General features: G+C 33.8%; 21 protein-coding genes. 13 read left to right on the top strand and 8 right to left on the bottom strand.

What is annotated here, in order from left to right; translation table 11 throughout:
- The first annotated feature begins 392 nt into the window (after positions 1 to 392).
- Genes FORMB_RS01650 through argH form a run of 9 tightly spaced genes read left to right on the top strand, consistent with a single transcriptional unit; the run spans position 393 to position 9,157 of the window.
- Positions 393 to 1,010: a GNAT family N-acetyltransferase gene (locus tag FORMB_RS01650; RefSeq protein WP_069675799.1), complete on the top strand. Its 618-nt coding sequence runs from the start codon at positions 393 to 395 to the stop codon at positions 1,008 to 1,010.
- Entirely contained in the window at positions 1,007 to 2,200 is a 1,194-nt protein-coding gene (locus tag FORMB_RS01645; RefSeq protein ID WP_069675798.1) for an argininosuccinate synthase, read from the top strand. The genes FORMB_RS01650 and FORMB_RS01645 overlap by 4 nt, the downstream gene beginning before the upstream one ends.
- Positions 2,197 to 3,174, top strand: coding sequence for an N-acetyl-gamma-glutamyl-phosphate reductase (gene argC / locus FORMB_RS01640; RefSeq protein ID WP_069675797.1), 978 nt, complete (start codon positions 2,197 to 2,199; stop codon positions 3,172 to 3,174). Before FORMB_RS01645 ends, argC begins: the two co-directional genes overlap by 4 nt.
- 10 nt (positions 3,175 to 3,184) lie before the next feature.
- Complete coding sequence (gene proC / locus FORMB_RS01635) at positions 3,185 to 3,979, top strand: pyrroline-5-carboxylate reductase (RefSeq protein ID WP_069677860.1); 795 nt, start codon at positions 3,185 to 3,187, stop codon at positions 3,977 to 3,979.
- Positions 3,980 to 3,981: 2 nt separating this feature from the next.
- A complete protein-coding gene (locus tag FORMB_RS01630; RefSeq protein WP_069675796.1) occupies positions 3,982 to 5,106 on the top strand; it encodes an aspartate aminotransferase family protein in 1,125 nt (374 codons plus the stop codon).
- On the top strand, positions 5,103 to 6,038 hold the full coding sequence (locus tag FORMB_RS01625) for an acetylornithine carbamoyltransferase (RefSeq protein WP_069675795.1): 936 nt from the start codon (positions 5,103 to 5,105) through the stop codon (positions 6,036 to 6,038). Before FORMB_RS01630 ends, FORMB_RS01625 begins: the two co-directional genes overlap by 4 nt.
- Entirely contained in the window at positions 6,031 to 6,819 is a 789-nt protein-coding gene (gene argB / locus FORMB_RS01620; protein WP_069675794.1) for an acetylglutamate kinase, read from the top strand. The genes FORMB_RS01625 and argB overlap by 8 nt, the downstream gene beginning before the upstream one ends.
- Entirely contained in the window at positions 6,816 to 7,880 is a 1,065-nt protein-coding gene (locus tag FORMB_RS01615; RefSeq protein WP_069675793.1) for a M20 family metallo-hydrolase, read from the top strand. The genes argB and FORMB_RS01615 overlap by 4 nt, the downstream gene beginning before the upstream one ends.
- A 2-nt stretch (positions 7,881 to 7,882) precedes the next feature.
- Complete coding sequence (gene argH / locus FORMB_RS01610) at positions 7,883 to 9,157, top strand: argininosuccinate lyase (protein WP_069675792.1); 1,275 nt, start codon at positions 7,883 to 7,885, stop codon at positions 9,155 to 9,157.
- Positions 9,158 to 9,341: 184 nt separating this feature from the next.
- Here argH and FORMB_RS01605 read toward each other — a convergent pair whose 3' ends face one another.
- The 8 genes from FORMB_RS01605 to FORMB_RS01575 form a co-directional block, all read right to left on the bottom strand.
- Complete coding sequence (locus FORMB_RS01605) at positions 9,342 to 9,656, bottom strand: type II toxin-antitoxin system RelE/ParE family toxin (RefSeq protein WP_069675791.1); 315 nt, start codon at positions 9,654 to 9,656, stop codon at positions 9,342 to 9,344.
- Positions 9,656 to 9,877, bottom strand: coding sequence for a hypothetical protein (locus FORMB_RS01600; RefSeq protein WP_069675790.1), 222 nt, complete (start codon positions 9,875 to 9,877; stop codon positions 9,656 to 9,658). The genes FORMB_RS01605 and FORMB_RS01600 overlap by 1 nt, the downstream gene beginning before the upstream one ends.
- 248 nt (positions 9,878 to 10,125) lie before the next feature.
- Positions 10,126 to 12,294, bottom strand: a complete 2,169-nt coding sequence (locus tag FORMB_RS01595) for a prolyl oligopeptidase family serine peptidase (protein ID WP_069675789.1) — start codon at positions 12,292 to 12,294, stop codon at positions 10,126 to 10,128.
- A gap of 46 nt (positions 12,295 to 12,340) precedes the next feature.
- Complete coding sequence (locus FORMB_RS01590; RefSeq protein WP_083243886.1) at positions 12,341 to 14,518, bottom strand: prolyl oligopeptidase family serine peptidase; 2,178 nt, start codon at positions 14,516 to 14,518, stop codon at positions 12,341 to 12,343.
- Between the two features lie 60 nt (positions 14,519 to 14,578).
- Positions 14,579 to 14,725 (bottom strand): hypothetical protein, encoded by a 147-nt coding sequence (locus tag FORMB_RS12950; protein ID WP_157498060.1) that lies wholly within the window; start codon positions 14,723 to 14,725, stop codon positions 14,579 to 14,581.
- Positions 14,726 to 14,852: 127 nt separating this feature from the next.
- Positions 14,853 to 16,529: a helix-turn-helix domain-containing protein gene (locus FORMB_RS01585; RefSeq protein ID WP_069675787.1), complete on the bottom strand. Its 1,677-nt coding sequence runs from the start codon at positions 16,527 to 16,529 to the stop codon at positions 14,853 to 14,855.
- Positions 16,530 to 16,535: 6 nt separating this feature from the next.
- The gene (locus FORMB_RS01580; RefSeq protein ID WP_069675786.1) at positions 16,536 to 17,396 is read right to left on the bottom strand and encodes a thiopeptide-type bacteriocin biosynthesis protein; all 861 of its coding nucleotides are present in this window, start codon (positions 17,394 to 17,396) and stop codon (positions 16,536 to 16,538) included.
- A complete protein-coding gene (locus tag FORMB_RS01575) occupies positions 17,386 to 19,638 on the bottom strand; it encodes a lantibiotic dehydratase family protein (protein WP_069675785.1) in 2,253 nt (750 codons plus the stop codon). The genes FORMB_RS01580 and FORMB_RS01575 overlap by 11 nt, the downstream gene beginning before the upstream one ends.
- Positions 19,639 to 19,845: 207 nt before the next feature.
- On the opposite strand from FORMB_RS01575, the gene FORMB_RS01570 reads away from it, so the two are divergent.
- The 4 genes from FORMB_RS01570 to FORMB_RS12935 all read left to right on the top strand — a co-directional run bounded on the left by FORMB_RS01570 (position 19,846) and on the right by FORMB_RS12935 (position 22,957).
- Positions 19,846 to 22,230: a TonB-dependent receptor domain-containing protein gene (locus FORMB_RS01570; protein WP_069675784.1), complete on the top strand. Its 2,385-nt coding sequence runs from the start codon at positions 19,846 to 19,848 to the stop codon at positions 22,228 to 22,230.
- Positions 22,231 to 22,331: 101 nt separating this feature from the next.
- Entirely contained in the window at positions 22,332 to 22,496 is a 165-nt protein-coding gene (locus tag FORMB_RS12945) for a bacteriocin (RefSeq protein WP_157498059.1), read from the top strand.
- Positions 22,497 to 22,613: 117 nt separating this feature from the next.
- The gene (locus FORMB_RS12940) at positions 22,614 to 22,781 is read left to right on the top strand and encodes a hypothetical protein (protein WP_157498058.1); all 168 of its coding nucleotides are present in this window, start codon (positions 22,614 to 22,616) and stop codon (positions 22,779 to 22,781) included.
- Between the two features lie 11 nt (positions 22,782 to 22,792).
- A complete protein-coding gene (locus FORMB_RS12935) occupies positions 22,793 to 22,957 on the top strand; it encodes a hypothetical protein (RefSeq protein WP_157498057.1) in 165 nt (54 codons plus the stop codon).

Below are 22,957 nucleotides of genomic sequence, written 5' to 3'. Positions count from 1 at the left end.
GTCCACATTTTGATCGAACAGTCAAGATGACATACTGCGATTTATTCATTTTTTTAGATTTTTTTTTTAATTATTAATATTGAAAACAGACGTATTTTTAGAATATCGAAAAACTAAAAGTATTTTTGATCCCCATTACGCCCCATTTTAATTAATTTTTATATTTACTCCATATTTATAAGACGATAGAGTTATCGTTGACAACATTTATATGGACCTACATAATTTTAAAACCTTCATTACCCCAACGGTTATTCTTTATAGCCCCGGTTTTGCACGTCCTCGTATTACGCGCCGTCGCCCTTAGGGTGTTCCATTAGTTTCTGAACTTAGGTGTGTCCGGTTCGTCTTTCAATTTTTTTCAAACTTTTTTTCAACTTAAATCTTATATAATGGACATCATTATTGCAGATAAATCACATACAATTCACGCCCAAACTATTTGCGACGCCATCGAAGCTGCTGCACAAGTGAGGGGCACAGGGATTGCAAAACGTTCCATAGAATACATTATTTCTAAAATGGAATCGAACAATGCCGCCATTGCCTTAGAAGGAGATACATTTGCGGGCTTTTGCTATATAGAAACATGGAGCCATGATAAATTTGTGGCCAATTCGGGGCTCATCGTGCATCCTGATTTCAGAAATCAAGGCTTGGCTAAGAAAATCAAGCAAGTCGTTTTTGAGCATTCCAGAACGAAGTATCCAAATGCAAAAATATTTAGCATCACAACCGGTCTCGCCGTGATGAAACTAAACACTGCCCTTGGGTATAAGCCCGTTACTTTCTCGGAACTTACCGACGAACCATCCTTCTGGAAAGGCTGTCAAACCTGTAAAAATTACGATGTCCTTCAGCGCACAACTCAAAGCATGTGTTTGTGCACAGGCATGTTGTTTGACCCGAGTTCCAAGCCAGAAAGCACCTCTAAAAAAGTAAAAGAAAAAACCTTTCTAAGATTAAAAAGCATCAAGCAAAGCTTGTTTCTAAAAAAACATAAAAAATGAAAAATTCAAAAAAACTAGTCATTGCCTACAGTGGAGGACTCGATACATCCTACTGTGCTGTCTCATTATCAAAAGCAGGCTACGAAGTTCATGCTGTTAGTGTCAATACAGGTGGGTTTACTAAAAGTGATGTTCAAACCATCGAACAGAACGCCTATAAAATGGGTGTCTCAACCTATAAAAACATAGAAGCCGTTACCACCTTTTATCAAAAAGTAGTGAAGTTTCTTATTTTTGGAAATGTCTTAAAAAATAATACCTATCCGTTATCCGTCAGTGCCGAACGCATCGTGCAAGCCATCGAAATTATTGAGTATGCGAAATCCATTGATGCTAAATACATCGCTCACGGAAGTACAGGCGCCGGAAACGATCAAGTCCGTTTTGATATGATTTTCCAAACCCTTGCGCCAGAGATTGAAATCATCACACCTATTAGAGATCAGAAGCTCACACGACAAGAAGAAATAGCCTATCTGAAATTAAATGGAATTGATTTGGATTGGGAAAAAGCAAAATATTCAATCAACAAAGGACTTTGGGGAACCAGTGTTGGAGGCGATGAAACGCTGACATCCCACTTGGCGTTGCCAGAATCGGCCTATCCATCTCAGTTAGAATCCGAAACGCCTGAAACCCTTACCCTCACTTTTACCAAAGGGCAATTGACAGCACTCAACGGAGCTGAAAATGTACCTGAAATAAACATCCAGCTTCTGGACGAAATGGCCTCAAAATTTGCCATTGGAAGAGATATTCACGTTGGTGATACCATTGTTGGCATCAAAGGCCGTGTGGGTTTTGAAGCCGCCGCCGCACTGATTATCGTAAAAGCTCATCACTTATTAGAGAAGCATACCTTGACCAAATGGCAGCTTCAACACAAAGATTATCTGTCTAATTTTTACGGAATGCATTTGCACGAGGGTCAGTATTTAGATCCCGTCATGCGCGACATGGAAGCGTTTTTAGCCAGCAGTCAACACAGCGTTTCGGGCACTGTGGAAGTGGTCTTAAAACCTTATCATTTTTCAATCAATGGCATTCAATCGGCTCATGATTTGATGAATGCAAAATTTGGAAGTTATGGCGAAATTAACAACGGTTGGTCTGCTGAAGAAGCCAAAGGCTTCATCAAAATTAATGGCAATCAAAACAAAATTCATCAACAAGTAAATTCGGGATTATGATACAAGCAGGCATTATAGGAGGTGCAGGATACACCGCGGGAGAATTGATTCGATTGCTACTTATACATTCCAAAACTGAAATCAATTTTGTTTATAGTACTTCGAGTTCTGGCAAAAAACTAAGCGCCATTCATCAAGATTTAGTAGGCTCCACAGACCAACTGTTTACAGATACAATCAATACCGATGTGGATGTTTTATTCCTCTGTTTGGGGCATGGAAATTCTAAATTATTTTTAGAAAAGAACTCCTTTTCAAAAGACACAAAAATCATTGATTTGTCAAACGACTTTAGACTCACACAAGATGCGATATTTCAAAACAAGCACTTTGTATATGGCTTGCCAGAATTGAACAAATCCGCCATTCAGTCGGCACAGTACATCGCAAACCCAGGCTGTTTTGCAACCGCCATTCAATTGGCAATATTGCCTTTAGCCGCTAAGGGTTTGGTAGAAGATGCCATTCATGTCAACGCCGTGACAGGTGCTACCGGAGCGGGAACGGCCTTGTCAGCAACCACCCATTTTACGTGGCGTGTGGATAATTTTTCTCACTATAAAGCATTTAATCACCAGCACTTGGGAGAGATCCATCAGTCTGTAGATTCGCTTCAAGACGATTTGAAGAGTGTGATTCATTTCATCCCCAATAGAGGCAATTTTTCGAGAGGGATTTTTGCCACACTTTATACAAAATATGAAGGCACTTTAGAGACGGCGAAAGCACTCTTTAAAACCTATTATAAGGATGCAGAATTCACCACCGTTTCGGACGATCCCTTGCATTTAAAACAAGTGGTCAATACCAATAAATGTTTATTGCATTTGGAAGTGCATGAGGGAAAACTACTCATTACAAGTGTCATAGACAATTTACTCAAAGGTGCTTCGGGTCAAGCCGTTCATAACATGAATTTGATGTTCGGGTTTGAAGCACATTTGGGATTACAACTTAAAGCTAATTATTTTTAAAAAAAGACTCATGAAAATAGCAATCATCGGCACAGGAAATTTAGGAAGCTCTATTGCCAAAGGGCTCATCACAAACAATGCGATTACGACTTTATATCTCACCAAACGTAACGTCCGTGGTTTGGTTGATTTTGAAGGTTATAAAAATGTTTTTCTAACCTCAGATAATAAAGAAGCGATTCAGCAATCGGACATTATTATTTTTGCCGTGCAACCTGCCCATTTAGAAAAAATTTTAACGGAAGTTCAGCCCTTTTTAACAGAGAAACACGTGTTGATTTCGACCATTACAGGCTTTTCAATTTCAAGAATTGAAGGCCTTGTGGGAACCGATCAATTTATCATTCGCGCCATGCCAAATACGGCCATTGCCGTTGGGAAATCCATGACTTGTATTTGTAGTAATGAAATGGGCAAACAACGCCTAGCGGTCGCTGAAGCCATCTTTAACCGTTTGGGGACGACCATCTCAATACCAGAACAACAAATGCAAGCTGCCACCGTCGTTTGTGCCAGTGGAATTGCCTTTTGGATGCGTTTGATTCGTGCTACCACCCAAGCCGCCATTCAACTCGGATTTGATGCCGAAGAGGCTCAGAACCTTGCTATGTTTACTTGTGAAGGGGCCGCTAATTTATTGATCACTTCAGGGAATCATCCCGAACAAGAAATTGATCGAGTGACCACCCCAAATGGATGTACCATTGAAGGTCTAAATGAAATGGAACACAAAGGATTGAGCTCGTCGCTTATACAAGGAATGGTCGCGTCATTTGATAAAATTAACAGTATTAAAGCCCACTAATTATGAGTCTATTTGATGTTTATCCACTCTTTGATGTGACGCCTGTAAAGGCAAACGATGTTTATTTGTATGACGAAAAAGGCACCCAGTATTTGGACCTTTACGGAGGGCATGCAGTGATTTCTATTGGGCATTCCCATCCTGTTTATGTGAATGCACTCACCAATCAACTTCAAAAAATAGGGTTTTATAGCAATGCTGTACAGAATCCACTTCAAACCAAGTTGGCAGACCGACTCGAAGCAGTTTCTGGCTGTAAAAATTATGACTTGTTTATGTGTAGTTCGGGAGCGGAAGCCAATGAAAATGCCTTAAAACTGGCGTCGTTTCATACCAACAAAGCCACCGTGATTGCGTTTGACAACTCCTTTCATGGACGCACCTCGGCTTGTGTGGCTGCGACGGACAATCCAAAAATTGTTGCCCCCATAAATGCCCAACAGCAAGTTCGGTTTTTACCACTTGGAGATTTAGATTTAGTAGAAATCACTTTAAAATCCGAGCCTATTTGCGCCATCATTATTGAGTGCATCCAAGGCGTCGGCGGACTGGATGAAAGCAGCACTGATTTTTATAAAGGTTTGGAATTACTTTGTAAAAAACACAATACCGTTTTAATAGCCGATGAGGTACAGTCCGGTTTTGGACGTACAGGTGATTTTTTCGCCTTTCAAAAACACGGGATTACGCCTCATATTATTTCGATGGCGAAGGGGATGGGCAACGGATTTCCCGTGGGAGGTATTTTGATTCACCCTTCCATAAAAGCATCTTATGGACTGTTAGGAACCACCTTTGGTGGCAACCATTTGGCTTGTGCGGCGACCTTGGCTGTTTTGGACGTTTTAGAATCTGAAAACTTAATGCAAAACGCAAAAGACATGTCGGCATATTTTATGGAGAAAGCCAAATCCATCCCAAAACTAAAAAAACTCAAAGGACGGGGTTTAATGCTCGGATTAGAATTTGAGTTCCCTGTTGTAGCACTTCGAAAAAAATTACTTTTTGATCATTTTTTATTTACAGGAAGTTCTAAAAACCCAAACTTGATTCGGATTTTACCTCCCTTAACAATTAAAAAGGCACACATTGATTTATTTTTTAAAGCCTTAGCACAAAAATTATGAACCATTATATAAAAATTACCGACCTTCCTTCCATTGCCTCGGCAGTTCAAGAGGCGATTGCTTTAAAATTGGACCCGTATAAATACCGAAGTTTAGGGGCGCAAAAAACCTTGGTAATGTTGTTTTTCAATGCCAGTCTTCGCACGCGTTTGAGTACCGAAAAAGCGGCCAAACATTTAGGGATGGACGTGATTGTATTGAACGTCACCGACGCTTGGCAATTAGAATTTGAAACGGGGGTGGTCATGAACTTAGATAAGTCGGAGCATGTGAAAGAAGCGGCGCAAGTGATTTCGCAATATGCGGATATTTTAGCCGTTCGTGCTTTTCCGTCTTTAACAGATAAAGACAAAGATTTATCCGAATGGATACTTAACAGTTTTGTGACGCATGCGACCGTGCCCATTGTCAATATGGAAAGTGCGACAGGACATCCGCTGCAAGCATTGGCGGACGCCATTACGATAGAAGAGTTAAAAACGAAACAAAAGCCCAAAGTGGTATTGTCATGGGCACCACATCCCAAAGTATTGCCACATGCAGTTGCCAATTCATTTATAGAAATGATGCAAACCATTGAGGTTGATTTTAGCATCACCCACCCTGAAGGTTATGAGTTAAATCTAGACATTGTCAAAGACACGCCCGTCATTTACGATCAAGAGGAAGCCTTGAAAGATGCCGATTTTGTGTATGTAAAAAACTGGAGTAATTATAAGGATTATGGCAAGATCATTTCTCAAGATCCTAATTGGATGATGACCAAAGAAAAATTAAGCACAGCCAAATTTATGCATTGCTTGCCTGTAAGACGAAATGTAGTGGTAGAAGATGCGGTGTTGGACAGTGAGCAATCCGTGGTGATTGCACAATCGAACAATAGAACGTATGCGGCGCAATTGGTGTTGAAAAAAATTCTTGAAAATGGATAAAAAGAACACTCTCAAGATCGTTAAAATAGGAGGGAATGTCATTGACAACCCACAAGCACTCACGTCATTTCTGACTGTGTTTTCATCCATCAAAGGACCTAAAATATTGGTGCATGGAGGTGGGAAATCCGCCACAGCCTTGGCTAAGAAAACAGGACTAGAGGTACAAATGGTGGATGGCAGACGCATCACCGACGCCGCAACTTTAGAACTCATTACGATGGTCTATGCGGGTAAAATAAACAAAACGATGGTCGCTCAATTGCAAGCCTTGGACTGCAACGCTCTTGGATTTACAGGGGCAGACGCCAATACCATCACTTCTGTAAAACGACCTGTTTCTACACTTGATTATGGGTTTGTAGGCGATGTTAAAAATGTAGAAACTTCTACGTTAGAATTGTTGCTGAATCACGGTATCTCTCCTGTATTTTGTGCATTGACACACAATCAAAATGGACAGCTGTTAAATACTAATGCCGATACGATTGCTTCCGAATTGGCCATTGCTTTTGCATCTCAATTTGAGGTGGAACTGTATTATTGCTTTGAGAAAAACGGCGTTTTAAAAGATGTGAATGACGATAGTTCGGTGATTGAAAAAATTACAGCATCCTCTTATAAAGAATTATTACACGCCCAAGTGATTTACGCTGGGATGTTGCCAAAACTAAACAACTGTTTTCATGCCTTAGAACATCAAGTTTCTAAAGTATGCATCGGGAAACCAGAAATGTTGCTTGATTCCGAAGCGATTTTCACAACACTTACGATCCAATGACGCTAGAAAATTTAACAACTTCCGCGATTCAATTATTAAAAGATTTAATTGAAATCCCTTCATTTTCATCTGAAGAAGATTTAACCGCTGCGCGGATTGAACAGTGGTTTATAGACTCTAAGATTCCGTTTCAGCGATCTCAAAATAATATTTGGGCAATGAATGCCGATTTTGATGCGTCCAAACCCACGCTGCTTTTAAACTCGCATCACGATACCGTAAAACCAAATAATGGCTATACCAAAGATCCTTTTAAAGCACAGGTTGAAGAAGGGAAATTGTTTGGATTGGGGAGCAACGATGCTGGGGGTTGTTTGGTTTCATTGATCGCGACTTTCACGCATTTTTATGCCCAGAAAAATCTAAATTACAATCTGGTACTCGTTGCTTCCGCAGAAGAAGAGAGTAGTGGGGCTGCTGGTTTAAATAGTATGCTGTCCATCATTCCAAACATTGATGTCGCCATTGTAGGGGAGCCGACTTTAATGCAACTCGCTGTGGCTGAAAAAGGCTTGGTGGTATTTGATGCACTTGTGAAAGGAACGCCTGGACACGCCGCACATCCCAACGACGATAATGCGATTTATAATGTGATTGAGGTGTTGCAATGGTTTAAAGATTACCAGTTTGAAAAAAAATCAGAGAGTTTAGGGCCTGTAAAAATGACCGTGACACAAATCCATGCTGGGAAGCAACACAATGCGATTCCAGCAGGGGTGGAGTTGGTGGTGGATGTACGCGTCAACGACCAATACAGCAACAAAGAAATTGTTGAAATTCTGCAAAGTGAAGCCCCTTGCGATTCGATCCTTCCTAGAGGTTTAAAACTCAATTCGTCTTCGATACCCGTGGCGCATCCGTTGGTTCAAGCCGGGATTGCATTGGGACGTGAAACCTATGGATCGCCCACACTTTCTGACCAATCGGTGTTGAGTTGTCCGTCCTTAAAATTAGGACCAGGGGACAGCACCCGTTCCCACACTGCTGATGAGTTCATTTATATAGATGAAATTAAAGAAGGTGTGGCATTATACATTCAATTATTAACTAAAATATTATAGCTATGAAACTTTGGGATAAAGGCATTTCAATCGATGCATTCATTGAAAAATTTACCGTCGGAAACGACCGAGAAATCGACCTTAAAATTGCCACCTATGACATTCAAGCTTCCTTGGCGCATGCGCAAATGTTGGTCAAAATAGGGCTTCTAAATTCGGAAGAACTCATCGCAATCGAAGCCGTGTTTGATACCCTTCAATCACAGATCAGTGAAGGCACTTTTGTGATTGACGCTCAGTTTGAGGACATCCACTCCAAACTCGAATATGAATTGACGAAAGCCTTGGGCGATACGGGTAAAAAAATCCATACAGCCCGCTCCAGAAATGACCAAGTTTTGGTGGCCTTACAATTGTATTACAAGGCGAGTTTGGGCTCGATACAACACAAAACCAAAACGTTTTTTGAAACGTTGATTGCCTTGGCAGATACGCATAAATCAGCGTTGTTACCAGGTTACACGCATTTACAAGTCGCTATGCCCTCATCTTTTGGACTGTGGTTTTCTGCCTATGCGGAATCGCTTATTGACGATGTATATGTATTACAGGCGGCTCAAAAAGTAGTGGATCAAAATCCTTTGGGATCGGCAGCGGGTTATGGAAGTTCGTTTCCAATTGATAGAGAATTTACGACCAAAGCCCTTGGTTTTAAAACCCTCAAATACAATGTGGTGGCGGCACAAATGAGCCGTGGAAAAAACGAACGTATTATCGCATCGGGTTTAGGGAATTTAGCCAATACGCTCGGAAAAATGGCGATGGATATTTGTTTGTATATGAGTCAGAATTTTGATTTTATTGGGTTTCCTGAGTCACTCACTACGGGGAGCAGTATCATGCCCCACAAGAAAAACCCCGATGTTTTTGAATTGATTCGTGGGAAGTGTAACAAACTTCAAAGTTTGGAAACCGAGATGCTTTTGATTACCAATAATTTGCCAAGTGGTTACCACCGTGATTTTCAGTTGTTAAAAGAAAACATGATTCAAGGCTTTGAAGAGCTGGAAGCTATTTTGGATATTTTTAATTATGCGATTCAGGAAATTCAAGTGAAAAAAATTGATTTGAAAGACCCAAAATACCAATACCTGTTTACGGTGGACAGTATCAATAGCTTGGTGATGCAAGGCGCGTCGTTTAGAGAAGCGTATCAGGTTATTGGGGCGCAAGTACAAGCAGGCACTTATAAGTCCGATACACGCATTCCGCATACGCATTTAGGGAGTATTCACAATTTGGGATTGGATGAGATCAGTGCTAAATATCCGGTGTAGGGGTGGAGAGTGATTTTGTTGGAATGGCAGGTTTCTGATTGTCTAAAAAGTAACTAAACCTGTCATTCTGATTTCAGAATCTCAATGAATTGAAAACCAATAATTATAAGAAGCTGAAAGGCGTTTCAGCTTGATAAGGAAAAGATACTTACGTTGTAGCTAGCGAAGTTTTAGCCAGCAGATGTTAATTCCTTTTCAATTTTATTGGATTCTGTCGAGTGTCAAAAATGTCAACTATTTTTATAGTCTCAATCTTCTCATTCAAAGAGTAGATTATTTTGTAATTCGTAACTATTAGACGCCTATAATTTTGTTTTCTATCCTCTAAAAGTTCCTCTTTTTCACCAATCAAAGGATTTTTAATAAGCACTTCGACTTTATCTCGGATTTTAAACATTATACTTTGAGCAACTTTTACATTAACTTTTTTTGTATAGTAGTTAAATATCTCATCAAGTTGATATTCTGCAAAATTTGACCAAATTATTATGTAATTCATTAGCTGTATTTTGCAAAAACTTCATCATGGTTTTTAGATTTCCCAGTTTCAAAATCTTTTTCTGATTTGTCAATACGTTTATTCAATTCATCTATACTCATTGGATAAAAATCATCTTTATTTCCCGATTTTAGAATGCTTTCAAAAAGAGAAATCATTTCCTCACTTTGCAGTTTTAAAAATGCCTGTACAAATTCTATTTTTCGTGTTTGTATGTCCATAGTTACAAATTTACAAAATTAATTTTTTATAGTATTTTACTCACCTCAATTCAGGTTGTTTTAATTTACACGGACTGCAAGTCCGCGTTAGCGGGTGTTTTTGTTGGAATGGTAGGTTTATTTCAGAATCTCAATGTATTGAAAACCAATAATTATGAGAAGCTAAAATAAACCTGCCTACCGTCAGGCAGGACTTCCTGACGGTAGGCAGGTTCAGCTTGACAAGAAAAAAGATTTTTCAGAGAGTCTTATTTCAACTGAAAATCTGGATGCCCTGTTTGCCATAATGCAAAAGAGAGGATATCGGCAATTTCTTTATTTTTCTTATTTTTAGAAGTATCAAGTCCATGTCCTCCTTCTGAATCTACATTAAGAAATACTGGATTATTTGAAGTGGTTGCAGCTTGTAGTTTAGCGGCAAATTTCCCTGGTTGCCAAACGGATACTCTAGAATCATTTAATCCAGCTGTCAAGTATACTGCGGGGTATTTTACTCCTTTTTCAATATGCTGATAAGCATCCATCTCAAGCAAACCTTTAAATCCAATGGAATCTTGGACTGAACCTAACTCTTTAGTATTATTTTTTCCATTTGGTGAAAACTCATACCTTAAAGTATTTAGTACTCCAACTCTTATAATAGCTGCTGCAAACAAATCTGGTCTTTCAGTTATGGCTCGACCTATTAAAATACCCCCAGCACTGCCGCTATAAATAACAGTTTTACTACTAGAAGAGTACTTTTTATGGATAAGATATTCCGAACAGGCTATTAGGTCTTTCCATGTATTAGGTTTTGTTTCTTTATACCCACTTTTATGCCAGAAGTCGCCTTTTTCTCCTCCTCCTCTTACATGCGCCATCGCATAAATCCCACCTTCTTTTAGCCAAGGCAGTATATAAGGATCCAAAAAAGGTTTTTGAGTTATTCCATATGCTCCATATCCTTTTATTAGCACTCTATTTTGGCCATTTAATTCTAGGTCTTTGTTATAAATTAGTGATAATGGAACTTTCACTCCATCATGCGATATGATTTCTATTTCTTCAATTATAATTCCATCAAATAATTCATCATTATTGCCATTTTCTTTGGCTAATTGTTCTTTAGTAAACTGATTTGTTTTATGATTAAATTGATAACGTTCTTTGTCGGACAACCAACCTTTAATTTCAATTCTCAAGTCAGGGAATAAATTCCCATTAGAAGAAACATTAATATAACCAGCTTCTTTGGGTAGAGTAATATTATTGATCTTATTCTTATTAATAAATTGATATAACTTAGCCTCAACTCCATTCTTTGTTTTAACAAAAAACAATCCTTTGCTTGTTAAAGTTAAATCTGTGATTACAGATGATTCATCTTCGGAGACTAAAATTTCTGGATCTTCAAAATTTGGATTAATTAATGAAGTTCTACAGATCTCAAAATTTTTAGCTTTTTTTGCGGATAAATAAACTATATAATCACCCTCTAAATAAAACCGCTTTATTAAATCTTCTTTTTTAAAAAGAGGCTTCCATGTGATTTTTTGGTTGTTAATATTTTCAATAGAGGAGGAGTAGTAATCAGCATAATAGCTAGCCCCCCAAACACTCCCAAATATGTAATTGCTTTTTTCGTTGCTAATAGAAACCTCAGGGAAATCTTCTTCTTTTATTTCAATCTCAGGATTGTTTTTATTTGAAAATAATATTCTGTCGTTAACAGGGTTTTCTCCCAAAACATGTAAACGAGTTTCGGTATTAAATAAATAATTCTTTTCTTTTTTATCAATAACGGGGATATATTCGTAGGTAAATCTAGAATTATCAGCAAGCCATCTTATTCCACCTAAGGCTGAAGGCCAGCAATTATTTATGGATTCGTTGTATAGTTTTTTATTAGATACATCTAAAACAATGATATTGCCAATTTCTAAGTCATCTTTAGTCATAGCTATTGCTACTTTTGATCCATCCCAACTAGGAGCAATATAATTTATAGCACTTCCTTTTTTATGTTTTTCAGGATTAAATAAAAAATACTCCTCACCATGAATCCCTTCTCTATAAAAGAGCTCTTTTGTGTCATTATGATTCTTTAAATAAAAATATAGGTTATTATTAGTTATTAAAATATTTGAAATTTTAGATGTATTGTTAGTTATAATATTTTGAAACTTCAAAATTTTATTTCGATTGTGAATCTTATCAATTTTATTCTTAGCATAGTTACTTTGTTGTTTATACCAATTTAAAACGATAGTATCATTGAGGTTTTCCATATATTTATAAGAATCTTTAACAGTCGTTCCAAAATATTCCTCAACCACTTCTTTTTCTGGCAACATTTCTATAGATGTATTGTTGTTAGTTTTACAACTAAAAACACACACAACTAAAAGTAATAGTTTTAATCTAATGATTTTCATAAACAATTCTTATATGACTCTAATTTTAACTATTGTTAATGCTACGCTATCTATTCAATTGATAATCTGGATGTCCAGTTTGCCAGAGTGCAAAAGAAAGTATATCTGCTAATTCATTATTTTTTTTATTTGAAGTTGCATCAAATCCATGACCACCATCAAAATCAATATCTAAAATAATAGGATTTTCAGAAGCATTTGCTTTTTGCAATTTTGCAGCAAATTTGCTAGGTTGCCAAACAGCAACTCTAGCATCATTCATACCTCCTGTTAAGTAAACTGCTGGATACTCAACACCATCTTTTATGTTGTGAAACGCATCCATTTCTAATAGAGATTTAAATTCTAATGAATCTTTAATTGTTCCAAATTCTTTAATATTATTTTTTCCGTTTGGAGCGAACTCTGAACGTAAAGTATTTAGTAATCCGACCCGTATTATTGCGGCAGCATATAAATCTGGACGTTCAGTAATCGCTCTACCTACAAGTATTCCTCCAGCACTTCCGCTCCAAACAGCTAAATTTTTATTTGAAGTATATTCTTTATCAATCAAATATTCAGTACACGAAATAAAGTCCTTCCATGTATTTGGTTTTGTTGTTTTAAACCCTTCTTTATGCCATGCATCTCCTTTTTCTCCTCCACCTCTCACATGTGCTAAAGCATAGATTCCTCCTTCATTAATCCAGTTTAGTAAATAGTCGTCTAACACAGGTTTATCAGTTATGCCATAAGCGCCATAGCCAGTAAGTAACATTCTGTTTTCTCCATTTAATTTAATGCTATTTTTATAAATTACAGATAATGGAACTAATGTACCATCATACGATGGTACTTCAATTTCTTTAACAACCACATCATTGAGTAACGAATATTCTGCTACTGGGTATAAATTTTGAGGGATAAATACACTTTTATCATAATCATATTTATAGGTCTCTTTTTTATGCGTCCACCCATCAATCGATATCCATAAATCATTAGAGTTTTCATTTTTGGAGGATACATTTATACTTCCTGAAGGTTTTGGGATCTCGATATTTTTTTCTTGATTATTTTCTATTTTATAAAGTTTTGCATCAACACCATTTTTTATTTTTACGAAAAACAAGCCTTGTTTTGTTATAACAAAATCTGTAATAACTTCTTTAGTATTCTCATAAACTAAAACTTGTGGATTTTCAAAATCAGGATTACTTAGTGAGGTTTTACATATTTGAAAATTGGGAGTTGTTTTTGAAGTCATATAAATGATTTCATCTTTTGTAACAATAAAGCGTTTAATCTTTTCTTCTTTTTTAAATAATGGCTCCCATTTAATTTTTTTATTATTAAGTTCATCTATTTTTATATAATAAGTATCTCTATATCTTGAAGCTCTAGTAACCACTCCAATAATATATTCAACATTTTGGTTGTCTAAGTAAATTAACGGGAAATCTTCTTCCTTTATTTTCAGTTTTGGATTCTCCTTTTTTGAAAAAATAACAGTGGGAGATTCTTTAGGGTTATCATTAAATCTATATAGTACAACTTCCGAATTGTGTAAATATTTTTTAGATTTAGAATCAATTACTGGTACATTTACATAAATAATACCAGAATCATCAGGCAACCATTTAACACCTCCTAGAGAAGTTGGAAGTGTATTAGTTATTTTAATATCTCCAACTAAATTTTTAGTTTTTACATCAAGGATTTTTAATATTGAAAATTCTTCGTCATTTTTTGTTAAGCCTATAACTACTTTTGAAGTATCCCAACTAGGTTTAATATAATTTATTACATAAGGATGTTCATTATCAAAGTTTTCAGGATTATATAATAAAACTTCTTCTCCTTTAAAGCCATCTCTTGAATACAGTTTTTTTACTTTAGATGTTGTGTTCTCTTTTAAATAAAAGTAAACATCATTATCCATGATTGTTAGTTTTGAGATTTTTTCAGGAGTCCTTTCTTGAAACTTTTCTATTTTTAATTTTAAATTATCTCTATTAGAAATATTACCTACTACTGATTCTTTATTTTCTTTTTGACCTTTTAACCAATTTATATAAATACTATCATCAATATTTTCCATATAACGATACGGATCTTCTATTCTTTGTCCATGAATTTCATCAACAACAACATTAATTGGTGCTAACACTAATTCTTTCTTATTTTTACATTGCATAATTAAAATACATAGAATTAAAATAGCAATAGATTTATAGTTCATAGGGTTTATTAATTTAAAAAACACACACCATAATAAATTAGAATATGGTGTGTGTTTTTTCTATTTAGTTACTAGTGTTGGATGATCGCCGTCATCATCATCACCTAAATTAGCATTCCCACCAATTATTAATTGAGGGTTGTTGATTTTTGAAATTTGAAATTTTTTAATTCCAAGTTTTTCTTTTTTTAATTCTGTTTTTTTCATAATTTTAAATTTAGAGTTTTATAAATCTACTGCTATAATTTTGATTTAATGCTATTTTATATGTTGAAATTTATAAATATCAACAACAAAATAATTAGCCAAGACTTTTTAAATCAACAACTTGAATTCATTTTTCATTATTAAGTTCTTTAATAAAATATGATGGATAAATACCTGTTTTTTTATGAAATGCAGCCGAAAATGATTGTGCGTTATTAAAACCAGAATCCTCTGCAATAGCTTTTATTGTATATGCTCTAAATTGCTTATTCTTTGATAACCTTTTAATAGCAAAATCAACTTTTAAATTGTTCAAATAATTAGCAAAATTTGCTTCTTTTGTTGCATTTATTACTTTAGATAAATAGGTGCTGTTTGTTTTTAGTTCTTTTGCAAGGGTGTTTAATGTATAATGTTTTTTTGAAAACTTATTTGAACTTTCAAATTTCTCTAAACTAAGTATAATTTCTTTTACTAAATCTTCGGGTATTCCAGTAGTAATAGTAGTTGTAGTAGTAACCTTTATTAAATTTTCTTTGTTTTCTTCTTTAACATCGGAATTAATTTTTGCTTTAATAATTTCAAATTTTTTCTTATTAATTATGCTTTTTCTTATACTATAAAGCAAAATGATAATTAAGAAGATAATGACAATAGATAAAATAATAATTTTATTTTTGGATAAAGAATAACTATTATTCAATTGTTTAATTATGCGTTCTTTTTCTAAAATTAATTCTGGAGTATCATGTTTTTTTACAATATTCTTACTTAACTGATTGTGTTTAACATTAATAATACTATCAACTTTAAGAAGTTTTTTAATTGTATTTAATTGCTTTTGGGGATTATTTTCTTTTTGACTATACTTAAGTAAAATCTTATAAGATTCCTTTGCTTGAAATATTGTTTCAGGATTTTTTTGATATAATGAATCTACTTTATCTAAATATAGTAATGATTTTGAATACTCTTTTAGGCCTTCAAAAGCTTGACTTAAAATCAAATAACTTCCTGCTATTACAAGCTTTTCATTTGTTAATAATTTGGTGCCTTTAATAAGACTGTCAATCGCTACTTTATATTCTCCCTTAAAAGTTTTAGTTGATCCATATGATAATAAAAAATAATTATACAAATACTTGTCATGACTTTGAAAGCTTTCCTTAATACCCATTCTTCCATATATTTCTGCTGAATCTAATATTTTATTTCTGTTATAAGAATCTACAATTGCAAATAAGGACTTTAAGTATTGTCTTTTGTATAAATGTTTATTTTTTGAACTTTCAAAAAAAGAAATATTTTTTTTAAAAATTTCTAACGCTTCTTTCTCTTCATTTATACTGTTTTTTAATAGACCTATATAATGGTTCACTCTTACTTTTCCATAAGTATTATTATTTGCCTGAAAATCATTAAGAGCCCTAATATAATTGTCTAAGGATTCATTATGTTTTGCTAAATAAAACAACTGAATTCCTTTTTGAAGATAACCTTCAGCAGGGTATTTTGAATTTATTAATGTAGCTGTCAAGTCAATAATACTATCAGCATATTTTAAACCACTTAAAGTGTGGGAGTTAATTTCTGACAAATGATTATAGCCATCAGCAATTTTTAGAACATTATTTTCTTTTTTTGCTTTTAAAAGTAACGTCGAAGCATATATTTCACGAATAGAATCTGACTTTGAAGTCTTAATATTGTTTTCTAAAACTTCATAACTTAAAGCCGTTTGTTGGCTCCAAAGGGTTGAAGTCAGAAATAGAAAGATAAATATGGGGGATAATTTATACTTCACGTTGAGTTAATTTAATTGTTTTGCAAATAGGCTGTTGTAATATCGAAATAGGCAATCATAACAAACCAATTCAAATAAACGTTGTTTGTCTCTAAATTGACGGTTGACCATCATGTGTATATAACTAGATAGTAAATGATTTAACGGAACTTCTAATTTATTATTTTTATGCAACTCTAAAATAGGTGTTTTAATTGTTTCGATTTCTCTATTCTTAGTCGTTATTAAGTTTAAGAGAGCGTCATAATCACTACTTTCTTTTAAAGCCATGAACGATTCCACTTTAGGTCTTAATTTTTGATATTTTTTATTTAGCTGTTTGCTGAAGTTTTTCTCCGCTTTAAACTCATTTCTATAAGAAGTCAGGTTCACTTTAGAGAAACTAATTTTAGCTTTTAAATCGTATTCAAAAACACTTAACAATGCATCTATGGATTTTAAAACAAATAAAAATAAGAGTTCCTCATCTTCAATCAAATTCAAAGCATTAATGCTAGTGCTGCTGTCATGAAAAAACAGATTCTCTGATCCAATCATTGTGAGTTTCCCATAGCGTTCAATTTCTCTTTGGTAGGTATCTGTTTGAACCTTCCAAATAAAGTCATTAGCAACTTGATGGTCGATCGCATTTTTAAAGGTATTAATAATCGTCCCTATTTTAGAAAGATCTTCACAATGAAAGCGCACCCGTAAATGATGGTTAGGGTCGTGATACCGAATAAAGAACCATTTGGTGATTAGGTTTTCTTTTAATAGTTTTTCAGTAAATGGCTTTATAATATCCACAAGAATATGATCCGCTGTTCGTTTACCACAATACAATTTATAGTAAATCCATTCATCCCCTAAAAAAAATCTAGTTTGCATAATTAACAGCTTTTTTTAGTTTTTCCTCATTGTAAAATGACACTACAAATTGATTCGTAAAAAAATCATTATCCTCATTTTTTACGATAGGTTTTTCTGTAAATAAAAATTCTTCTAAGATAAACTGTGTTTTGCGTTTAACCGAATCGAATAACAAATGAAGCATTGTTGTATTTTCGAGATTTATAAGTAACGTATTATCGGCTTCTTTTAACTGAACATATTGAGGCATTTGAATAGTTGCTCTCCACCCGCTTATTAAATCCAATAAGTTCGCTCCGTTTTTGTCTAATTTAAATAAAGATTGAAATTTTTTAGTTTCAATAATCCAAGTGGCTTTGGAAAGAATGAGGGTTTTATAACACACTCTAGGTAAAAAGGAATGATTGTTGGCGAGTGCGCCCCAAGAAAATCCAAGCTTTTTTTGAATATTTTGAGTTTGTAAATCACATAAAAAATGATAGATAGGAAGCGTATTTTTTGTGTAATTATGAGCATTTGTTAAACGAGGTAGAATGGCTTTGTCTAATTTTTTTGACCATAAAACAATACGGTTGTTTTTAATAAATACTAAAACATCATTAATATTAATTTGCTGTTCTAACGGCAGATTAGACTTGCCGAGATAGGGCAATTCATAAGCTCTTAAATGCGGTCTTTTAATCACATTTCCAACTCTAGCTTCAGGCAAATGGATGAGTTCAACTAAAACACTGTGTGGGTTCATCTGCTGTTCTATACAGGTCATTTCTTTAACGTAATCAAATAATTCTCCAGTCTCCTCACAAAACCGAGCAAGTAAATTAGCCCCATTGGAACCTCCAAAAGAGTGTATGTAAACACATTCTTCATTGTTTAGAGTAATCACTTCAATGAGTGCGGAAAGGGTGTCAGGTAAATGATCTATAGACACTTCACGATCCGCGAAAATTGCTTCCTTTAGTTCAATGCTATAGTGCTGATTCTTTAATGCATCAAACATTAATTTTTGAATGCTAATTTCAATTTCTGATAAAGAGAAGTTTTGAGAAGAGGAGTGATCTGTTTGAGGCGTAATGTCATTTAAAAACGAAACGGTATTTGAAACAGCTTCATTTTGAATGTAGCCAACTCCCATTTCTATATCCAAAGCCATAGCTAATGGAATTTTTCTTGTTTCATAACGCTCTTTAAACGCTTTTTTGAATTGCTCTAAATGAGGGTTGTGATCTTTTTTGTTAAGGCTACTTAAAAGTGGTAAAGCCCGGCGTAATTCGTGCGCTACTTTTTTGTTTAAAGCATTGTTTTTAGTCGTTGTAAAAAGATCCGTTTGAAACACATCTTTCGTCTCATAAGGCACGCCAAGGGCCTCTAAAATCGGATTACATTTTTTATAATCTTCACTGGTATTTCTGTCAGTGTCATCTAATTTTTGAAGTGTTTTTTGAATGCTAAGTAGGTCTTGTATATTAGAGTCACACTGTTTTAATTGTTTTAAGGTCACTAGTGTTTGGGATAGCATATCAGTTCCTGAAATAGAGTGTTCTAATTCACTACTTAAGACCTGGTTGTCTATGAGTTCATGAATAAAGTGGGTGGCTTCCTCTTCAGTGATCGTTTCGTCCGTAATTGTAACGGCCAATTCAGTAATGGTTTTACCCATTTTAGCTTCATTTAAGACGGTCTCTATATAAACCGAATACTCTATGCCTTCAACAGCATAAGAGCGTTTTAAACCATCTATTTCAAATGCAATATATCGATATTGATCCGCAATTTTATAGAGCGAACTGTTGGGGTAAAACACCAATTGGTTTTTTATGACGGGCTCTTTTTCTAAATAGTTTGAGAGCGCAACCATATAGTTCACATCCAAACGTGTTCGGCGTTTCAAGGTTTTAGTTGTTTCTAGTTCTATACAACTTGTATCATTAAAATGACCTAAAGAGACTCCAGAGAACAGTCCAAAAGGCGTACAACGAGAGGAGGCTCTGAGAACATATTTTAAAAAGCTTTGTTTTAACTTTTCTGCTTTTTTTACAGAAGTGATTGTTCCCTCAAATAGTAATTCTAGTTCAGAGAAAAGGTAGGGCGATGCTAAAAAAACAGCTTCTTTTAAATGAGTGTTTTGCCAATACTCTTTTAGAGACTCATCCTCAAAACCTCTTTTTTGTAGTGCATTTAAAACCCGATTCAATGGTAAAAGAGGTGTTCTTAAACAATAAGTATTGAAAAAAGTATAAGGGTTTTTAGGTTTTAACATGCACTAAGTAGGTTTTGGGACTGTAAATCTACGGATTTTATAATTAGTTCCTAAAATAAATTTAAAAACCTCAAAATGAGTGTTTTATAAATAATTATAGAGGCTGAAATTTATAAATACGGACATGAAATTTATAAATTTCAACTACATAAGTTTTGTTTAAGTTGAATCTAGTTGTAAGTTTAGAGTCTCAAATCAATTAAAAACATGAAGTATTTATTATTAGCTTTAACCTCAATTATTCCCTTTTTTTCTTTTTCTCAAATTATTGTAAAGGGGAAGGTAAAAGACTCTATAAGCTATATAGAGTTTGCGAATGTTATATTGACTGACGTTGATAATAATTTTGTTTCAGGCTCTATAACCAACGATCAAGGTTCTTTTACAATAAAATCAAAAAAAGGAAAATACAATTTAATAGTTACTTTTATTGGTTATAAGGACTGGGTTAAAGAAGTACTAGTTAAAAATAAAGACATTGATTTAGGTAATATTACATTAATACACAGTAAAAATAAATTAGATGAAATAGTTATTTCAGCAAAAAAACCTTTAATCCAAAAAAAAGTCGACCGATTAATTTTTAATGTTGAAAATAGTATTGTTTCTCAAGGAGTTGATGGATTAGAAGTTTTGCAACGAACTCCAAGAATTGATGTTTCAAGTGGTGGAATCAAAATTATTGGAAAAAGTAGTGTTAATGTTTTAATAGATGGAAGAGTGCTCAATTTATCAAGTAGTGATTTAGAAGCATATTTAAGAAGTATTCGTTCAGACAATATTTCAAAAATAGAAGTTATTACAACGCCTCCTGCTAAATATGACGCTGAAGGAAACAGTGGTTTAATTAATATTGTAACTAAAAAAAATCCAAACTTAGGATGGGATGGTTCTGTTGGAGCTACATATATACAAAGAACATATGCTGCCTTTATACCAACCAGTAATGTGAAATTTGCGACTAAAAAATTAAATATATCACTGAACGTCTCTGCTGATACAGAAGCTAAAAAATCTATATCTACAAACGATGTAGAATACACTTCTAGATTTTGGAATACATCAAAAGACAGAAAAGATTCTTCTAAAGGGTTAATGCTAAATCTAAATTCGAATTATAAAATAAATGAAAAATCAGAAACAGGATTTATTTATAGCGGTAGTTTTTGGGATATTAGTCAAAGAGGAAATAATATAAGTAATTTTATTCAAAAGGAAAATTTTGTTTTAGACTCTATTTTAACAACGTTAACAAGAAATAAAAATAAGTATAATTTTCATTCTATTAATGGATATTATGATTTAAAGCTAGATAGTATTGGAAAGAAATTCAGTTTAAATATCGATTACTTAGTAAAAGATAGTTCAAATGATATAGATTTCAATAGTATTAATAGGCTGGGTAATGGTGTTAATAGTTTAAATACATCTGTTCTAAATAATTCTGATAACAAATATGAAGTAGCATCTTTAAAAACAGATTTCACACTACCTTATGATGCTTTTGATTTAGAGGTTGGAGGAAAATTAACTTTTATAAATAATAATAGTAGTCTGTTTTACTACGATACAACATATGGAACTCCAATAATCAATTTAAACAGGTCTAATCAATTCGAATATGAAGAAAGAACATCAGCCTTATATATTTCAATAGAGAAAGAATTAAGTGAAAAATGGATTGCACAAATAGGTTTAAGATACGAAAATACCTATTTAAAAGGTTTCTCTCCTACATTAAACCAGACAAACACTAATAATTTAAATAATATTTTTCCGAGTGCATATATTTCATATGATCCAAAAGAAAATCATTCACTATCTATGTCTTATTCAAAAAGAATTGATAGACCAGGTTTTTCAAATTTAAATCCTTTCAGAATTTATTCAGACCCATATTCTTATGAATCGGGGGATCCTTTTTTATTGCCTTCATTTACTCATAATTTAGAATTTTCATACATTTATAAAAACAACTTATCGCTAATATTATATGGTTCAAAGCTTATTGATGTTATAGACTTTATTACTATAGCTAATGAAAATTCTAATGAGATTATTACGAAGCCGGAAAACCTATATAATCAATACACTTATGGTTTAGATGTTAGCCATCGTTTAACACTTTTTAAATGGGTTAATAGTTATAATTCTGTAAGTACTTATTTTAATAAAGCAAATTCAAATTTTGAAAATGAAACATTAAAATCTTATGATGGTTATGGTGTCTATTTTTCAACAAAAAACACCATTTCTTTAAACGAAAAAAGAACATCCTTTTTTACAATCAATTTCTTTCAAAGCTTTCCGAACGTAGATGGTTTTTTTAAATCAAGAAACAGAGCTAGTCTTGATTTAGGATTGAAATTTAGATTACTTGAAGAGAACCTTCAAGTAAATATATCTGGAAATGATTTATTTAAACAAAATAGAAATGTAGGAGAAGAACAGTATCAGAATTTCACACAGTCTTCAAGTATTTATAACGATATGAGAAATTTTACACTTTCACTTACTTATAAAATTGGTAGTAAAAATGTAAAGCAAAGAAGGATAGCTAAATTTAACGAAGATAAACAAAGACTTAATTAAAAATATAAATCAGTTTTTTATCTGATAACAAAATTGTTGCAACAATCAGGGTAAGCCGAAAACCTTAAAAAGAGTAGGCATAATTCTAATCTTTTGAAATTATGAAATTATCAAATTTTCAATTTGAAAAGCTATCTACTTCTGAATTACAAAATATTGCAGGAGGAACTATGGCTTTAGAAGACGAAGGTGTTACAAGCACTAGAAGACGAAGAACAACATGTACTGGTACAGATCACGATACTGGTAGACAGGATAGCGATTAAGCTATAGTTTTTCTCAATTAACACAAGAGGGTTTTTAATCCTCTTGTGTATTGTTATTATACTAAAAGCTAGACACAAATAGTATAACTAATACAAATATAATTAAAACTAAAGATTATGAAACTATCAAATTTTCAATTCGAACAACTATCTACTTCAGTATTACAAAATGTAGCTGCAGGGCAGATGAAAGAAGTTGCATTTGAAGGTCCTACTCATAGTAGTCGTAGACAAACAGTTTGCTGTTGTTCAGACCAAGATGCACTCAGAAATGATTCAGACTAAATAAAAAAAATATGAAACTAAATAAATTTAAAGTAGAACAATTAAGCTCTTCCAAATTGCAAAATATAACTGGAGGCAAACAGGAAATAACTAATAATACGGCTACCAATACTAGTCATCGTCATACTATGACAACGGCTAATGATAATGATTCTCATTCACACGATGTTGATTAA

Source organism: Formosa sp. Hel1_33_131, assembly GCF_001735745.1.
Taxonomy (GTDB): Bacteria; Bacteroidota; Bacteroidia; order Flavobacteriales; family Flavobacteriaceae; genus Hel1-33-131.
Note: the sequence above shows the minus strand (reverse complement) of the source record. Positions and strands in the feature narration are given on the sequence as shown.

Bases quoted from the DNA above. Each gene is read 5' to 3' on its own strand.
- FORMB_RS12945 (WP_157498059.1), top strand. From the start codon at position 22,332: ATGAAATTATCAAATTTTCAATTTGAAAAGCTATCTACTTCTGAATTA.
- FORMB_RS01625 (WP_069675795.1), top strand. From the start codon at position 5,103: ATGAACCATTATATAAAAATTACCGACCTTCCTTCCATTGCCTCGGCA.
- FORMB_RS01645 (WP_069675798.1), top strand. From the start codon at position 1,007: ATGAAAAATTCAAAAAAACTAGTCATTGCCTACAGTGGAGGACTCGAT.
- FORMB_RS01605 (WP_069675791.1), bottom strand. From the start codon at position 9,656: ATGAATTACATAATAATTTGGTCAAATTTTGCAGAATATCAACTTGAT.
- FORMB_RS01590 (WP_083243886.1), bottom strand. From the start codon at position 14,518: ATGAACTATAAATCTATTGCTATTTTAATTCTATGTATTTTAATTATG.
- FORMB_RS01615 (WP_069675793.1), top strand. From the start codon at position 6,816: ATGACGCTAGAAAATTTAACAACTTCCGCGATTCAATTATTAAAAGAT.
- FORMB_RS01570 (WP_069675784.1), top strand. From the start codon at position 19,846: ATGAAGTATTTATTATTAGCTTTAACCTCAATTATTCCCTTTTTTTCT.
- FORMB_RS01650 (WP_069675799.1), top strand. From the start codon at position 393: ATGGACATCATTATTGCAGATAAATCACATACAATTCACGCCCAAACT.
- FORMB_RS12935 (WP_157498057.1), top strand. From the start codon at position 22,793: ATGAAACTAAATAAATTTAAAGTAGAACAATTAAGCTCTTCCAAATTG.
- FORMB_RS12940 (WP_157498058.1), top strand. From the start codon at position 22,614: ATGAAACTATCAAATTTTCAATTCGAACAACTATCTACTTCAGTATTA.
- argC (WP_069675797.1), top strand. From the start codon at position 2,197: ATGATACAAGCAGGCATTATAGGAGGTGCAGGATACACCGCGGGAGAA.
- FORMB_RS12950 (WP_157498060.1), bottom strand. From the start codon at position 14,725: ATGAAAAAAACAGAATTAAAAAAAGAAAAACTTGGAATTAAAAAATTT.
- FORMB_RS01630 (WP_069675796.1), top strand. From the start codon at position 3,982: ATGAGTCTATTTGATGTTTATCCACTCTTTGATGTGACGCCTGTAAAG.
- FORMB_RS01595 (WP_069675789.1), bottom strand. From the start codon at position 12,294: ATGAAAATCATTAGATTAAAACTATTACTTTTAGTTGTGTGTGTTTTT.
- argB (WP_069675794.1), top strand. From the start codon at position 6,031: ATGGATAAAAAGAACACTCTCAAGATCGTTAAAATAGGAGGGAATGTC.
- FORMB_RS01575 (WP_069675785.1), bottom strand. From the start codon at position 19,638: ATGTTAAAACCTAAAAACCCTTATACTTTTTTCAATACTTATTGTTTA.
- FORMB_RS01580 (WP_069675786.1), bottom strand. From the start codon at position 17,396: ATGCAAACTAGATTTTTTTTAGGGGATGAATGGATTTACTATAAATTG.
- argH (WP_069675792.1), top strand. From the start codon at position 7,883: ATGAAACTTTGGGATAAAGGCATTTCAATCGATGCATTCATTGAAAAA.
- proC (WP_069677860.1), top strand. From the start codon at position 3,185: ATGAAAATAGCAATCATCGGCACAGGAAATTTAGGAAGCTCTATTGCC.
- FORMB_RS01600 (WP_069675790.1), bottom strand. From the start codon at position 9,877: ATGGACATACAAACACGAAAAATAGAATTTGTACAGGCATTTTTAAAA.